Below are 15,140 nucleotides of genomic sequence, written 5' to 3' on the forward strand. Positions count from 1 at the left end.
CGGCCAGAAGAACTTTTAAGTCCTCTCCTTTGGAGAGAATTTAGGTGAGGTTTGTAATAAAATTGATAGATACGAGTTGTCTGATTAATTGGTAATTTCAACATCTGAATCATATCATCCCAATGAAGAAAATATTACTCCTTGCAGCTACCGCTTTTTTCGCGTTTGGCGCTAATGCACAAACTAAAGCACGCAACGGGCTTTACTATGTTGTATCATTCCCTAACGCGGCTCACCACGAGGCCGAAATAACCATAACTGTTCCTGAAATAACCGATAACGTGCCGCTAAGAATGCGGATGAGCCGCTCATCGCCAGGGCGTTATGCCACGCATGAGTTTGGCAAGAATATTTACAATGTAAAGGCATTTGACCTGAGCGGTAAAGAATTGGTTATAAAACAGGTTGAGGGCGATGTTTACGAGGTGGCAGAACATGGTTCGGTAGTGAAAATAAGCTATACCTTATTTGGTAACCACACCGATGGTACTTATGTAGGTATTGATGCCAGCCATGCGCACCTGAATATGCCCGCGGCATTTATGTGGGCAGTTAATAAAGATATTGTAACCCGCCCTATAAAGTTTGAGTTTAACGATTTGGATAAATACGGCTGGAAAGTTGCTACCCAATTAAAGCACGAGGGCGAGAATGTTTACAGTGCGCCGGATATGCAATATATGATGGATAGCCCTACCGAACTATCTAACGTTAAAACCAATTACTGGGATGTGGTTAACACTAACGGCAAAAAGCAAAAAATGGGCATTGCCGTACACTCCGATGATGACCAGGCTACCATAGACAACTTTGCCCAAATGGTAAAAAAGGTTGTGCTGGAAGAAAAAGCCGTTTTTGGCGAACAGCCGGATTATGATTACGGGAGCTATACATTCCTTGACGATGTACACCCAAACAACTTTGGCGATGGCATGGAACACCGCAACTCTACTTGTATTGTTGATGGATCAGATAAAGTTGCTGGCAACGAGAAAGGCCTGTTAGGCACCTACTCGCACGAGTTTTTCCATAGCTGGAATGTGGAGCGCATCCGTCCAAAATCGTTAGAGCCGTTTAACTTTGAGCACGCCAACATGAGCAACGAGCTTTGGTTTGCCGAAGGGTTTACGCAATACTACGGCGAAATGCTATTGGTACGCAGTGGCTTTAATTCGGTTGAGGATTATACCCGCACCGTTGCAGGTTTAGTTAACTCGGTTTTAGCAGGCCCAGCCCCGGCAAAATATCCGCCAACACAAATGAGCCGTTACGCGGTATTTACAGATGCTGGTGTAGCAGTTGATGCTACTAACTATGGTAATATCTTCACAAGCTACTATGTTTATGGCGGCGCTACAGCTTTAGCTCTTGACCTGCGTTTACGCAGCGAATTTAAGATTACCCTGGACGATTACATGCGCCAGGTTTGGTTAGCTTACGGTAAAACCGGAAAGCCATATACCATACCTGATCTGCAAGCCACGCTTGGTAAGGTTACCAACCCTAAATTTGCGGCATCATTTTTTGCAGATTACATCTACGGTGTAAAAAAGAACAACTACGAAGCTTTATTAGCTAACGCAGGCTTGATACTGCAAAATGAAGCGCCCGGTAAAGCATGGATAGGCCGTATAGTAAGCAAACCATCAAACGGTGGGCTAACTATCACAAACGCTACCGTGTCAAATACCCCGTTTTACAAAGCAGGACTTGATGCAGGCGATACCATATTGCAAATTGATGGTAAGGAAGTAAAGGCAGCAACCGAGATCGCTGATATTATTAAAGATAAAAAACCGGGCGATAAGCTTGCCGTAACCTACAAAAACCGCACAGGCAACCACGACGGTACCCTAGTGGTAGAAGAAAGTCCTTCCTTTGAAGTAGTAACCTTTGAAAAAGCGGGTAAAACATTAAGCCAACAACAAAAAGATTTCCGCAGCAGCTGGTTATCATCAAAAGTAAAATAAGTGAAATTTAAATTTTTAATAGCGATAACCGCTTTAGCCGCAGCGCCGACCCTTGGCTTTTGCCAGGATGTAAATAAACTAATAAAACAGGATGATGTAGAGCGCATCATCAAAACCCTTAGCGCCGACGATATGGAAGGCCGCGGTACTTTTACAAAAGGTATCGAAAAAGCTGCCACATTTATAGAGGGTGAATTTAAAGCCGCGGGTTTAAAACCCTTTATAGGCAACACCGGCTTCCGCCAGAATTTTAGCATGGTTAGTACCAGCCCTGTAAGTTCAAAAGTTGCCATCAATGGTGCGGAGGTATCGGCGGCTAACATAGCCATCAGCGCATCCGGCTCGTTCAATTGGGCAAATACCGATGGCGTGGATGTTGTTAAAATTGCGGCCGGTAAAGATTTTGCCACCGAGTACCGCGCCATTTTCAGCGGTGGTAAAAAACAATTGGTATTGATAGATACCAGCTATGCCAAAAACTTTAACAGGTTGGTTAGCCGTTACAAAAGGGGCGGTACCAGTTTTAAAGAAGCGGATAACACAGCGCCGATCATCGTATTTTTACTTGGTGCCTTTGGCGATTTCAAATCGGCAGCGGTAAACTACGAAGTTAAATCAACCGAGAAGCCATTATTTAATGTGGTGGGTATTATCCCCGGTAAATCAAAACCTAATGAATATGTAGTATTCGGCGGGCATTATGATCACCTGGGCATTATGACCAAAGCCATGGATGGCGATAGCATCGCCAACGGCGCAGATGATGATGCATCGGGTACTACAGCGGTTATAACCCTTGCCAAGTATTACAAAAAGCTAAATAACAACGAACGTACTTTAGTATTTGTAGCCTTTACTGCCGAAGAGATCGGTGGTTTTGGTTCTCAATATTTTTCTAAGCAGTTAGACCCTGATAAAGTAGTAACGTTGTTTAATATCGAAATGATCGGTAAAGCCGCTAAGTTTGGCGAGAACTCTGCCTTTATCACCGGCTTTGAACGTTCAGATTTTGGGACTATCCTGCAAAAAAACCTGGAAGGTACGGCCTTTAAGTTTTACCCGGACCCATACCCCGAGCAAAACCTGTTTTATCGCAGTGATAACGCGACGCTTGCCGCTTTAGGCGTACCGGCGCATACCATCTCTACAGATCAGATACCGACGGATAAATTATACCATACCGTTAAGGATGAGTACGCCTCGCTTGATGTAAATAACATTGTGGCAACCATCCGTGCTATTGCGCTAAGCTCGCGCAGTATTGTTGCCGGTAAGGACACCCCAACACGTATCCCGAAAAAATAAAGTTTTCCTCATAACCACAAATCTGTAAGGCCCAAACAATTGTTTGGGCTTACTATGAGAAGAACCAGAAAAATGTGCTTGATCCCGGTGATATTGAAGAGGCACTAAACGCCGCTCATCAAATTGGCGACGACCGCCTGCAGAAAGAATACCAGGGCGAAGTGCACCCCGATAGTTTTACCCACGGCACCAGCACCCAGCGCATGTACTGGTTCAAAAAAGGTTTTGAAACAGGTGATGTAAGCCAGGGAAATACTTTTGCAGCGGGAGATCTGGAGTAGGCAATTTCAGGCGAAATGTTCACGTTCACGATTGTGAACACACGCCGTTGTTTGCAAATACCTTATAATCAGATGCTTGCATTTTTCATAACTGACAAAATAGCGCCACCATCTTATTGCTTGTAATTGTTATGAAACTTTTGCGCCAAGTCAAGCGTTCACGCTTGACTTTTGCTTTTTGGCAGCGTCTACGCTGCCGTTTATCGTGAGCGTGGACGCTTGAACGGGCGTTTCTAACTTGGGTCTACAATGGCCCTGATGCGGTTCTCTACTTCCTGTACTAACTCATCAACAGGTGTGCTTCCCGGTTCAATGGGTTCAAGTACCTCCCATTTAATGGGGGTAAAGGTATTTAACGGGTACAGGCCGTAACGGATCATCTTCCAGCTATCGGTAATAGCAACCGGCACTATAAGTGCATTAGGGCATTTTTTTAACAGCGTAGCAATACCTGCCGACTGGAATTTTTTCACCCTGCCATTCTGCGAGCGCGTACCCTCGGGGAATATCATGGCGCCCCAATTATTGTCCCTCATGCGGCCGGCAAATTTTACCAGCTCGGTGATGGATTGGCGCGGGTCTTTGCGGTCGATATTAGCGCCGCCGCCATGCCTTAGGTTAAATGAGATAGATGGGGTACCTTTTGCCAGCTCTACCTTAGAAATAAACTTTGCGTGATATTTACGCAGGTGGTAGATCATCGGCGGTATGTCAAACAAGCTCTGGTGGTTAGCCACAAAAATAATAGGCCTGCTTAGCGGCAGGTTTTGTTTGTTGATGAAAGTGACGGTGTTACCTAAAATATAGACCGTTTGCACCAGGAAAAAATTCAGGATGTCTACCGAGCGCTTGTGCGCGCTATAACCACCCAGTTTTAAGCAAAGCCACTGTATGGGGTGAAAGATCACCAGCATCAAAAAGAAAGCTGCAGTGGCAATCGGGGACAGGATATAGCCTAAAAACTTTTTCATCAAGGGCGCAAATTTAAAATTTTTTGCGGAAATGATAATCGCGATTTTATAAAGTGTTCTCTAACTGCATTAAGCGGGCTTTAAGCACGGCAGCCACCGCTAACGAATCGGTTATTTCGCCGCTACAAACCATCCTGTAAACGTCCTCAAAAGACACTTTTTTTACAATAAGTTGCTCAGTATCCTCCGGTTCGGCTTCATGCTGTTCCAGGCCACGGGCAATGTACAGGATGCAAAGTTCGTCACTCACCGAATTAGACAAGTGCATGCGTTGGATCTCCGTCCATTGCGATGCTTTTAACCCCGTTTCCTCCAACAATTCGCGCTTCGCGGATTCTAACGGATCAACGCCGATAATGCCGCCGCCTTCGGGCAGTTCCCAGCTGTATTGTTTTAGGGTGAAACGGTACTGGCCCACCAGGTAGGTGTTCATGTCATCATCCAAAGGCAGAATACCAATAGCGATATTTTTATAATGCACCTGCCCGTAAATACCCGGGTTGCCCGATGGGTTGATCACCTGGTACTCCGTAACATTTATCCACGGGTTATCGTAAATTTCCTTTTCTGATGTTATTTTCCAGGGGTTAGCTTCAGGGTGTTGCATGAGGTAAAGATAAAATAATTTACGCCACGTCATTATGAGGTTTCCCCACCCGTTATTGTAAGGTGCATTGTACTGGCATTGCATGAGGGAGACGCGAAGTATCGCTTCTCTACAAGATAATTTTCGTAGAGAAGCGATACTTCGCGTCTTAGATAATTTACTCCGCTAAACCCCGGTTCCTTTTCAAATATGCCGGCACATTAACCAGCATTATCCCAATCAATATCACAAACAGGCAGATCAGCTGCGCGGAGTTCACTTGCTCGTTTATTAGCAGCCAGCCTAAAAATACGGCAACAACCGGGTTTACATAAGTATGGGTGCTGATGATTGCCGGAGGTTTGATACTGATAAGCCAAACAAACGAAAGATATGCCAGTAACGAACCAAACACGATGAGGAAAACTAACCCACCCCAGGCTTGCCAGCTTACATCCGCGAACGCAAAACCTACCTGCTCGCTTTTGGCGAAGGCGATGATTGCGCTTGCTACACCGGCCGCTAATAACTGGATGCTTGCATTCATAGTGGAGGTGCTGTTGCCCTTATTGTCTTTGATCATTAACGACCCAAGCACCCAAAGCACCGCGCTAAATAACACTACCACGCTTGCTACTGTTGCCATAGGCGAGGGGTTGGCTACCGCCACGCCGAGTTTCAGGAACAGGAAAATACCGGTAAAGCCAATCAGCAAGCCGCTGATGATGTATTTATTAGAAAAATATCGCGACCAGTTTGCCCTATCTAATATTAAAAATATAAGTGGCTCGGTTGCAACCAATATGGCTGCCTGGCCGGAACTGATGTATTGCTCGGCCCAGGCTATCATGCCTGTGCCGCCAACCAGCATTAGGGTGCCGCTTATGGCATGGCGGATTACCAATTTCTTTTCGGGGAATTTTTCGCGTTTGATCTTACACCAGGCCAGCATTAGTAACCCCGCGCTTAAATACCGCAAGCCAACTAATATAAATGGCGGGAAACTTTTTAGCCCGTAAGCTACCGCCAGGTAGGTTGAGCCCCATATGATGTATATGTTGAAGAACGCGAAGGCAACCAGTAAGGGCGAGGCGATTTTTTTCGTCATTGCGTAATAGAAAATGTAAAGGTTAGGCTAAATGTTTATCGCTTTTTGTGAATACAGCGGCCATCATCAAACCTAATAATGCCCCGGAAATAATAGTAACAATTAAATCGCCGGTGCGGTGCAAATTAAGGCCGGTGCAAAAACGTAAGCCTGTAACCACCAGCATAGTTATTATTGCCTTTATCCAATAGGTGGTTATCTGCTTACTTCGAGTTCCTTTTAACTTAGGTAAATTAACGATGGTTATGATAATGATGCATCCGCCAATAAGCGAGCTTAAATGCTGAATGATGTTATACAAGAAAAATTTGTGCTGCAATAGATAAACAAGCTGTTTTAATCCCGGTATAATTTCTACAAAGTAGCCTGTTGGGTGTGTAAAGCTATCCCAAAGTAAATGTGATGCAGCGCCAATAATTAGTGAGACAATCACAACCGGGAAATAATATTTGGGAGTCGGGGTTAAGCCGTCTTTAAAAAAAGAGAACCGTTTTTTTAAAAATAGAGGGAGGTTATTTATCAGTTTATCTTTAACTACGAATTTGTATATCAGCATTAGTAAAATTCCCAGCGGTAAATCAAACCAAAATAAGCCCGGCAAAGTGTGGCTGTAATCGGACTGCACCTTCATGCGAATAAAGTATTCAAAATCGGGCGTTAAACTCCCAACTACCAGTGCGGTTAAAGATATAAACCGTTTAGGCAGATAATTTAATGGCAATATTACGGCAGGATGCGAAATAGTAAAGGGCATTATGTTTGAAGTTTAGCCTAAACAAAAATAGCGATAAGTAGATACTTATCGCTATTCTGAATATGGGTCGGATTGTTATTACAAACCGAAGGCGCTTTTTACTTTATCTACGTAGTCCAATTTTTCCCAGGTAAACAATTCTACTTCGCGGGTGATGGTGCTGCCATCGTGCGCGTTGAATGATTTGGTAACAACCTCGCTTGGGCGGCCAAAGTGGCCGTAAGCAGCGGTTTCGCTATAAATAGGGTTACGCAATTTAAAGCGGGTTTCAATAGCGTATGGCGTCATGCTGAAGATCTCTTCTACCTTTTTAGCTATCTCGCCATCGTTTAAGCCAACCTTAGCGGTACCGTAAGTGTTTACATAGATCCCCATTGGTTTTGCAACACCAATAGCGTAAGATACCTGTACCAAAACTTCGGTACAAACACCTGCAGCTACCAGGTTTTTTGCGATGTGGCGGGTTGCGTAAGCAGCAGAACGGTCAACCTTTGATGGGTCTTTACCTGAGAATGCACCGCCACCGTGGGCGCCTTTACCACCGTAAGTATCCACAATTATCTTACGGCCGGTTAAGCCGGTATCGCCATGCGGGCCACCAATTACAAATTTACCGGTTGGGTTAATATGGTAAGTAATCTCATTGTTAAAGAAGTGGGCGTATTTTGGATATTTAGCCTTAACGCGTGGGATCAGGATCTCCACAATGTCCTTGCTGATCTTTGATAGCATGGCTTCTTCTTCAGCAAAATCATCGTGCTGGGTAGATATCACGATCGCATCGATACGGGTTGGCACGTTATTATCGCTGTACTCTAAAGTAACCTGCGATTTTGCATCCGGGCGAAGGTACTCAATGTCGGTGTTTTCGCGGCGGATAACTGCAAGCTCGCGTAACAAAGCGTGGGCGATATCTAAAGCCAAAGGCATATAGTTATCAGTTTCGATGGTGGCGTACCCAAACATCATACCCTGGTCGCCTGCGCCCTGCTCTTCTTTCGCCTTACGGTCTACACCCTGGTTAATATCCGGCGATTGCTCGTGGATGGCCGATAGCACACCACAAGAGCTGCCGTCAAACATATATTCGCCTTTGGTATAACCAATACGGTTAATAACATCGCGGGCAATTTTTTGTACGTCTAAATAAGCTTTTGATTTTACCTCGCCCGCTAAAATAACCTGGCCTGTTGTAACCAAAGTTTCACAAGCCACCTTCGACTCGGGGTCGAATGCTAAAAAGTTATCAATTAACGCGTCCGATATCTGGTCGGCAACTTTATCCGGGTGCCCTTCAGACACGGATTCCGATGTAAATAAGTATGGCATATTATTGTATGTAATAAACGTTAAAACCGAAAGGCAAAGATCTACTTTGAACGTTGTAAAAGGGGCACGGTTTAGCACTTTTTTACGTGGTTGCAATCCAGTCCCGTTGTATGTTTATCAACAATGGGGCATTAAATCAGTCCACTTTCGGAAAGCAAAAATAAAACAATTTTTTACAAAGCCGAAAATACATTTACTTTTGCCCCCTGTAAACTTATATAGTTGAAAAGGAAAGCGTTATTTATAATAAACCCGGTATCGGGAGGGAAGAATAAGGAAGGTGTGCCGGAGCTTGTACAGAAATACGTTGACACAACTATTTTTGATTACGACATTGAATTTACCACCGGTATTTTCCACGCAAACGGCTTAGCTAAGGCAGCGGTAGGCGAGTACGATATTGTTGTTGCCGTAGGCGGCGATGGTACCGTTAATGAGGTAGCATCGGGCATTGTAAATAGCGATACCACGCTGGGTGTTATCCCTTATGGCTCGGGCAATGGCTTATCGAGGTTCTTGAACATCCCGATGAATGCAGAGGACGCCTTTAAGACGCTTAACCTGGCAAGGGCAATTACCATTGATGCCGGTAAAATGAACGGGCAATGGTTTTTTAACATGGCCGGGATGGGTTTTGATGCCCACATCAGCCATGTGTTTGCACACGGTAGCGACAAGCGCGGCTTTGTAAGCTACTTTAAATCGTCCATTAAAGAGATCTCTACCTATCAATCCAAAAACTACCATATCGAAGTTGACGGTGTGCCTTATGACCGCGAAGCATTTATGCTGAGTATGGCCAACTCCTCGCAATACGGCAACAACGCGCACGTATCGCCAACGGCATCTGTGCAGGATGGTTTGCTGGATGTTTGTATCATAAAACCTTTCCCGCTATGGCGTTTCCCGGAGATGGGCTTGAGGATGTTCACCAAAACGGCAGATAGTTCTAAATACGTAGAGATCATCAAAGGAAAGCATATCCATATCACCCGGCATCAGGAAGGCCCTATCCACCTGGATGGCGAGCCGCAGGTGGCAGGCACAGATATTGATATAGAAGTAGTGCCAAACGCGCTGAAGGTGATTGTTGGCGCATCATATAAATAATAGGCCTCACCCCAACCCCCCTCCGGGGGGATAGGGGCTTTTAGCATTAAGGAGGCAAATAAAATTCAAAACAAAAAAATAAAAGTCTCCCCTACCGGGGGAGATTATTCACAGGTGTTAGTTTTCATGTTGTTCATGAGGGCTTCGCCGTTTAAAGGGGACTTATGGCAAAGAAAAACTTCACCGGCATTATGTACTCTACCGACCCTGATTTTGAATACAGGGAAGAGGGTGGAAACGAGCAGCAAACCCTGCCGCCACAGCAGCAAAACTTAAAGATCTACCTCGACAGGATAAAAGGTAACAAACTGGTAACCCGCGTTAGCGGCTTTATTGGGGTGGATGCCGACCTGGAAGCTATTGGCAAAAAACTGAAAACCAAATGCGGCGTAGGCGGCTCGGTTAAGGATGGCGAAGTGCTTTTACAAGGCGATTTTAGGGATAAGGTGCTTACCATGCTGCAAACGGATGGCTACAAGGCAAAAAAGGCCGGAGGATAGTGTATCGAAATTAAGAATACTAACTCTATTTAGTTATTGATAATCAATTACTTAAGTGGTGTGTAAAAAATACATTATGTAAATAAATACTTAAAAATGCTTGGTTCTTAGTGTATCAAAAAGGTAGTTTTGTAGCAACCAATTATAAAATATCATCCTGATGAACACCACTGCTAACCGGGTACCCAATTTAGGGTACCTAAACCTGGCTAATAGCCCCGCTATTTACTACCAGTTAACCCCGGCACAACTTGTTGAGGCTGCAATTAAACGTAACGAAGGTGTACTGAGTGATACCGGCGCCCTCGCTATCGACACCGGCAAATTTACAGGCCGATCGCCAAAAGACCGCTTTATTGTTGATGATCACATAACCCATGATGCGGTATGGTGGGGTAGCATCAATTATAAGTTTGATGGCGCGAAATTTAACGCCTTATATAATAAGGTAGCAAAATACCTTGCCGGCAAGGAGATCTTTGTGCGCGACTCCTGCGCCTGCGCCAACGAAAAATACCATATCGACATCCGCGTGGTCACCGAAACAGCTTACCAGAACCTGTTTGTGCACCACCTGTTCATCCGCCCCGAAGTGCTGAACCCCGAGGGTGAGCCGGAGTGGACCATTATCGCAGCGCCCGGCTTTATGGCCGAACCGGAGAAGGACGGTACCCGCCAGCCAAATTTCTCTATCATCAACTTCAGTAAAAAAATAATACTGATAGGGGGTACTGGTTATACGGGCGAGATCAAAAAGGCCATCTTCTCGGTGCTGAACTTTATACTGCCGCATGATAAGCAGGTGCTGTCGATGCATTGCTCGGCCAATACCGGCGCTAAGGGCGATACCGCTATATTTTTTGGCTTATCCGGCACGGGCAAAACCACCCTCTCTGCCGACCCGGAGCGCAGCCTGATCGGCGATGATGAACACGGCTGGAGTGATTACACCATATTCAACTTTGAAGGGGGGTGCTACGCCAAATGCACCGGCCTTACTGCCGAGAAGGAGCCACAGATCTTTAATGCTATTAAATATGGTGCGCTTTTGGAAAATGTGAACTTTATCCCCGGTACGCGCCGCGTTAATTTTAATAATATAGATAAAACGGAAAATACCCGTGTGGCCTATCCTTTATATAATGTAAGCAACGCGGTAATTCCATCTATAGGTGCATCGCCCAAAAACATATTCTTTTTAACCGCCGATGCCTTTGGGATATTGCCGCCAATAGCAAAGCTTACGCCCGAGCAGGCTATGTATCACTTCATCTCCGGCTACACCGCCAAGATTGCAGGTACCGAGGCAGGTATCACCAAGCCAACCACCACGTTTTCGGCATGTTTTGGTGAGGCTTTTTTGCCATTGCACCCGGTAGCGTATGCTACACTGCTGGGTAAAAAGATAAAACAGCACCAGGTTAATGTATGGTTGGTTAACACCGGGTGGACAGGCGGAGCGCATGGTGTAGGCCAACGCATGAAGCTATCGCATACCCGTGCAATGATAACCGCGGCCATGAACGGAGGGTTGGATAATGTAGATTATCACCGGCACTCTATATTTAATATAGCTATACCATACAGTTGCCCTAACGTGCCCGATGAGGTTTTAGACCCTAAAAACACCTGGGCCAGCGCCGATAATTATGAAGATAGCGCAAATAAGCTGGCAGGGGCCTTTGTTAAAAACTTCGACAAATATGCCGCTTACAGCACCCCGGAGATAATAAATGCTGGGCCTAACGTAGCTTTAGAGGTATAATTAGACGCTACTATATCAGTTTAGTTACATACTTTTTATGTGTTATAACTTGCTATTCCAAAAAAAAATGGGTTGTATTGTAAAAAATTGTCTGCGATGTAGACAATTTTTGTGTTTCAAAGCGTTATGTAATCACCAATTTCATAATGGTTTAGCAGCCGTACATTAAATAATTATAAAGAATTACATAAAAAGTTTTTTTATTTCATTTAAATTCTATTTTTGTTATTCGCTTAAATCACACACATTTTATTAACTTATATTATAAACAAAACGAAAACTAAAAATTAAAAAGTAATGGCAAACGCACCAACAAAACCAACTACTCCTGTTAAAGAAAGCTCAAGTGCATCGGGCGCATTTGCAACTTTGACCATTCCTATCTGTATAGTAGTGGCAATTTTGATATTTGTATTCATCTTAGGTCACCCAAGTCACTACAAAGGTGGCGATCCAGCAAACGAACCAAACCCAGGCGATTTATTCGGTACCGTACACAAAGGTGGCGTTATCGTGCCTCTGATCATGTCATACCTGTTAATGGTTATCGTGTTTTCAATTGAAAGGTTTGTAGTTATTGGCAAAGCATCTGGTACAGGTAATGTTGACGCTTTCGTTAGAAAGATCCAATCTTTATTAAATGCAGGTAACATCGACGGCGCAAGCGCTGAGTGCGACAAACAAAAAGGTTCGGTAGCAAACGTTATCAAATCTGGTTTGAAAAAATACAAAGAGATGGAATTTGATCAAACTTTAGACGTTGAGCAAAAAGCTTTAGCTATCCAAAAAGACATCGAAGAAGCAACAGCTTTAGAAATGCCAATGTTAGAGCAAAACTTAACCATCATCGCTACTTTGGTATCAATCGGTACATTAACCGGTTTGTTAGGTACAGTAATCGGTATGATCAAGGCCTTTGGTGAGTTAGCTGCGGCTGGTGCTCCAAACCAATCAGCGTTATCAAACAGTATCTCTGAGGCACTTATCAACACTGCGTTAGGTATCGGTACTTCAGCTGTATCAATTGTAATGTACAACTTGTTTACTTCTAAAATTGATAAACTGACTTACGCGATTGACGAAACTGGTTTCAGCATCGTTCAAACATTCGCTGCATCACACAAAAAATAATTTTTGTAGAATATTAGTGCGCAAATACCTGTTATGACAAAATATAATTCGGACAATTGCGTTAATTAACTATCTTTACATTATTATATTAAAAAAGGAACAAGATGCCAAGAGTAAAAGTCCAGAGAAAGAGCACCTCGATAGATATGACCGCCATGTGCGACGTAGCCTTCCTTTTGCTTACTTTCTTTATATTAACAGCAAAACCCCGTACAGAAGACCCTGTACCGGTAGATATACCTGCATCATCAACCACTCAGCCAATACCTGATGATAACGTGTTGATGCTAACAATAGCTGAGCAAAAAGTTTTCTTTACTGTAGATGGTAACGACATTCGTATTCAAACGCTTAAACAAATGGGTGAGAAATACAATGTACAGTTCACTCCGGAAGAGCAAAAAAAATTCTCAGGTACACCAATATTTGGGGTGCCGATGAATCAGCTTAAAAGTTTCCTTTCCTTAGACGCCGCGCAGAAAAAGGAGTTCAAGCAATCAGGTATCCCAGCGGATACAACAGCTAATAACGAACTTGCCGACTGGATCCGTGAAGCTCGTAAAGCCGATGTGGCCTTGCACAACAAAGCCTTAAGGATAGCTATCAAAGGAGATAATAAAGAAGAGTACCCGACCATTAAAAAGGTTATTGGGATACTTCAAAAACAAAAACTTGACAAATTTAGTCTAATTACTACAATTAGAGCTGCACCTAAAACAAATTAAACATGGCAGAATTAGACACCTCCGGCGGGGGTAAAAAAGGTGGGAAAGTAAGAAGTAAAAAAGCCTCAACGCGTGTGGATTTAACCGCGATGGTGGATTTGGCCTTCTTGTTAATAACCTTCTTCATGCTTACCACTACGCTTTCTAAACCGAAAGCGATGGATGTAACCATGCCCAATAAGGACGAGAAAACCAAAGAGCAGTTACCAGTAGCCGCTTCACGATCTATGACAATTTTGTTAGGTGCTAACAATAAATTGGAATGGTTTATTGGCGAGCCGGGTAAATCCCAGCCTACTACCGAAGGGTACGGGAAAGATGGTATCCGTAAAACGCTTATTGAAAAAGGCAAAGAAGTTCAGGCAAGTTTTGGTAACTATATGGTTGTTTTGATCAAACCAAGCGATAAATCAAACTATAAAAATTTGGTTGACGTTTTGGATGAAATGAAAATAACCAACGTACAATCTTACGCTATTGTAGATATACTACCTTCCGAAGTAGAATTGCTTAAGCGCGATGGTAACTATTAATGGAAAAATTACAGTAATTTAACGTTATAACATAATGTTTGGATCAAAATTAGACATACTAAACAAGCAGTGGATTGACGTTGTTTTTGCAGGCCGTAATAAAGCTTATGGTGCATACGAACTTAGAAGGGAAAATCCTCGTAATACAAACAAGGCCCTTATAATTGGTGTAGCAGCATTTGTTTTACTTATATCTTTTAAAACAATCCTCAATGCAATAGAGGGATTTATCCCCAAAGCTGATGAAAAGGTGAAGGTTACCGAAGTGTTACTGCCTCCACCTCCCGTAAATGAAGCGGTAAAAACACCGCCACCGCCACCAGAACCACCTAAACCAAAGGTTGACCAGGTGCGTTTCCCTCCTCCGGTTGTAAAACCGGATAATGAGGTACGCGAAAAAGACCCGCCAACTGTAGAGGAATTGAAAGTTGCGGATCCGGGCCAGAAAGACCAAAAGGGTGACCCTAACCAAGCCATCACAATTGATGAGCCGGTTGGTAACTCTGATGTTAAACAGGTAGTAGAAGAAAATCCTAACCAGATCTTTGCCGCGGTAGAGCAAGCTCCGGCGTTTCCTGGTGGTGAATCTAAATTTTACAAGTACCTACAAGACAACGTTAGATATCCTTCTATCGCGAGAGAGAACAACGTTCAAGGACGTGTGATTCTAACATTCGTTGTAGAAAAAGACGGCTCTTTAACAGATATTAAAGTTGTGCGTGGTATTGGAAGCGGGTGTGATGAAGAAGCAATACGTGTATTGAAAAGGTCACCCAGGTGGAAACCAGGTATACAAAACGGTCGCCCGGTTCGTGTACAATATAGTATCCCGGTAAACTTTACACTGGCGTCAGAATAAAAAATTAATGTTATCAAACAACAATGAGAAGCAAAAATCGCCCAAAAGGCGGTTTTTGCTTATTTTAGGAGTTACTGCATTTATTTGCTTTATAGCTTTGGGGCTCATGATCATCTTTTGGGATAATTTTTTGAGCAAGCTACCAAAGCCGCAAAAAACCATTTTCGGTTGTATTATAATTGTTTATGCAGTTTTACGTTTTTCGCGTTATTT

Annotated in this window: 15 protein-coding genes; 10 read left to right on the forward strand and 5 right to left on the reverse strand. The window is 43.7% G+C overall.

All coding sequences use genetic code 11. The features are described 5' to 3' along the window. The first annotated feature begins 122 nt into the window (after positions 1 to 122). The 3 genes from RHM67_RS02710 to RHM67_RS02720 are packed head-to-tail and all read left to right on the forward strand — an operon-like array spanning position 123 to position 3,556. Positions 123 to 1,970: a M61 family metallopeptidase gene (locus RHM67_RS02710; RefSeq protein ID WP_322230455.1), complete on the forward strand. Its 1,848-nt coding sequence runs from the start codon at positions 123 to 125 to the stop codon at positions 1,968 to 1,970. Further along, on the forward strand, positions 1,971 to 3,275 hold the full coding sequence (locus tag RHM67_RS02715) for a M20/M25/M40 family metallo-hydrolase (protein ID WP_322230457.1): 1,305 nt from the start codon (positions 1,971 to 1,973) through the stop codon (positions 3,273 to 3,275). 38 nt (positions 3,276 to 3,313) lie between these two features. Beyond that, positions 3,314 to 3,556 (forward strand): neutral zinc metallopeptidase, encoded by a 243-nt coding sequence (locus RHM67_RS02720; protein WP_322232167.1) that lies wholly within the window; start codon positions 3,314 to 3,316, stop codon positions 3,554 to 3,556. Between the two features lie 233 nt (positions 3,557 to 3,789). On the opposite strand, the gene RHM67_RS02725 is transcribed toward RHM67_RS02720, so the two are convergent. The 5 genes from RHM67_RS02725 to metK form a co-directional block, all read right to left on the reverse strand. Beyond that, the gene (locus tag RHM67_RS02725; RefSeq protein WP_322230460.1) at positions 3,790 to 4,527 is read right to left on the reverse strand and encodes a lysophospholipid acyltransferase family protein; all 738 of its coding nucleotides are present in this window, start codon (positions 4,525 to 4,527) and stop codon (positions 3,790 to 3,792) included. Between the two features lie 46 nt (positions 4,528 to 4,573). Beyond that, positions 4,574 to 5,134, reverse strand: coding sequence for an NUDIX hydrolase (locus tag RHM67_RS02730; protein ID WP_322230463.1), 561 nt, complete (start codon positions 5,132 to 5,134; stop codon positions 4,574 to 4,576). Positions 5,135 to 5,291: 157 nt separating this feature from the next. Beyond that, complete coding sequence (locus tag RHM67_RS02735) at positions 5,292 to 6,221, reverse strand: EamA family transporter (protein WP_322230466.1); 930 nt, start codon at positions 6,219 to 6,221, stop codon at positions 5,292 to 5,294. A gap of 22 nt (positions 6,222 to 6,243) precedes the next feature. Beyond that, positions 6,244 to 6,975 (reverse strand): DUF4184 family protein, encoded by a 732-nt coding sequence (locus RHM67_RS02740; protein WP_322230468.1) that lies wholly within the window; start codon positions 6,973 to 6,975, stop codon positions 6,244 to 6,246. Positions 6,976 to 7,053: 78 nt separating this feature from the next. Then, complete coding sequence (gene metK / locus RHM67_RS02745) at positions 7,054 to 8,304, reverse strand: methionine adenosyltransferase (protein WP_322230471.1); 1,251 nt, start codon at positions 8,302 to 8,304, stop codon at positions 7,054 to 7,056. Positions 8,305 to 8,526: 222 nt separating this feature from the next. On the opposite strand from metK, the gene RHM67_RS02750 reads away from it, so the two are divergent. The 7 genes from RHM67_RS02750 to RHM67_RS02780 all read left to right on the forward strand — a co-directional run bounded on the left by RHM67_RS02750 (position 8,527) and on the right by RHM67_RS02780 (position 14,927). Then, the gene (locus tag RHM67_RS02750; RefSeq protein ID WP_322230473.1) at positions 8,527 to 9,414 is read left to right on the forward strand and encodes a diacylglycerol kinase family protein; all 888 of its coding nucleotides are present in this window, start codon (positions 8,527 to 8,529) and stop codon (positions 9,412 to 9,414) included. A gap of 164 nt (positions 9,415 to 9,578) precedes the next feature. After that, the gene (locus RHM67_RS02755; protein WP_322230476.1) at positions 9,579 to 9,914 is read left to right on the forward strand and encodes a translation initiation factor; all 336 of its coding nucleotides are present in this window, start codon (positions 9,579 to 9,581) and stop codon (positions 9,912 to 9,914) included. A 160-nt stretch (positions 9,915 to 10,074) separates the two neighbouring features. Continuing rightward, positions 10,075 to 11,679 (forward strand): phosphoenolpyruvate carboxykinase (ATP), encoded by a 1,605-nt coding sequence (gene pckA, locus RHM67_RS02760; RefSeq protein WP_322230479.1) that lies wholly within the window; start codon positions 10,075 to 10,077, stop codon positions 11,677 to 11,679. Between the two features lie 297 nt (positions 11,680 to 11,976). Next, the gene (locus RHM67_RS02765) at positions 11,977 to 12,810 is read left to right on the forward strand and encodes a MotA/TolQ/ExbB proton channel family protein (protein WP_322230481.1); all 834 of its coding nucleotides are present in this window, start codon (positions 11,977 to 11,979) and stop codon (positions 12,808 to 12,810) included. Between the two features lie 104 nt (positions 12,811 to 12,914). Further along, positions 12,915 to 13,535, forward strand: a complete 621-nt coding sequence (locus RHM67_RS02770; protein ID WP_322230484.1) for a biopolymer transporter ExbD — start codon at positions 12,915 to 12,917, stop codon at positions 13,533 to 13,535. Positions 13,536 to 13,537: 2 nt separating this feature from the next. Continuing rightward, a complete protein-coding gene (locus tag RHM67_RS02775) occupies positions 13,538 to 14,068 on the forward strand; it encodes a biopolymer transporter ExbD (RefSeq protein ID WP_322230487.1) in 531 nt (176 codons plus the stop codon). 34 nt (positions 14,069 to 14,102) lie between these two features. Next, positions 14,103 to 14,927 (forward strand): TonB family protein, encoded by an 825-nt coding sequence (locus RHM67_RS02780; protein ID WP_322230490.1) that lies wholly within the window; start codon positions 14,103 to 14,105, stop codon positions 14,925 to 14,927. Positions 14,928 to 15,140: the final 213 nt, after the last annotated feature.

The organism is Mucilaginibacter sp. 5C4, assembly GCF_034345625.1.
In the GTDB taxonomy this organism is placed as follows: domain Bacteria; phylum Bacteroidota; class Bacteroidia; order Sphingobacteriales; family Sphingobacteriaceae; genus Mucilaginibacter; species Mucilaginibacter aurantiaciroseus.

Excerpts from the sequence above, each read along its gene's own strand:
- RHM67_RS02710 (WP_322230455.1), top strand. The coding sequence starts at position 123 with ATGAAGAAAATATTACTCCTTGCAGCTACCGCTTTTTTCGCGTTTGGC.
- RHM67_RS02725 (WP_322230460.1), bottom strand. The coding sequence starts at position 4,527 with ATGAAAAAGTTTTTAGGCTATATCCTGTCCCCGATTGCCACTGCAGCT.
- RHM67_RS02730 (WP_322230463.1), bottom strand. The coding sequence starts at position 5,134 with ATGCAACACCCTGAAGCTAACCCCTGGAAAATAACATCAGAAAAGGAA.
- RHM67_RS02735 (WP_322230466.1), bottom strand. The coding sequence starts at position 6,221 with ATGACGAAAAAAATCGCCTCGCCCTTACTGGTTGCCTTCGCGTTCTTC.
- RHM67_RS02740 (WP_322230468.1), bottom strand. The coding sequence starts at position 6,975 with ATGCCCTTTACTATTTCGCATCCTGCCGTAATATTGCCATTAAATTAT.
- metK (WP_322230471.1), bottom strand. The coding sequence starts at position 8,304 with ATGCCATACTTATTTACATCGGAATCCGTGTCTGAAGGGCACCCGGAT.
- RHM67_RS02755 (WP_322230476.1), top strand. The coding sequence starts at position 9,579 with ATGGCAAAGAAAAACTTCACCGGCATTATGTACTCTACCGACCCTGAT.
- pckA (WP_322230479.1), top strand. The coding sequence starts at position 10,075 with ATGAACACCACTGCTAACCGGGTACCCAATTTAGGGTACCTAAACCTG.
- RHM67_RS02765 (WP_322230481.1), top strand. The coding sequence starts at position 11,977 with ATGGCAAACGCACCAACAAAACCAACTACTCCTGTTAAAGAAAGCTCA.
- RHM67_RS02770 (WP_322230484.1), top strand. The coding sequence starts at position 12,915 with ATGCCAAGAGTAAAAGTCCAGAGAAAGAGCACCTCGATAGATATGACC.
- RHM67_RS02775 (WP_322230487.1), top strand. The coding sequence starts at position 13,538 with ATGGCAGAATTAGACACCTCCGGCGGGGGTAAAAAAGGTGGGAAAGTA.
- RHM67_RS02780 (WP_322230490.1), top strand. The coding sequence starts at position 14,103 with ATGTTTGGATCAAAATTAGACATACTAAACAAGCAGTGGATTGACGTT.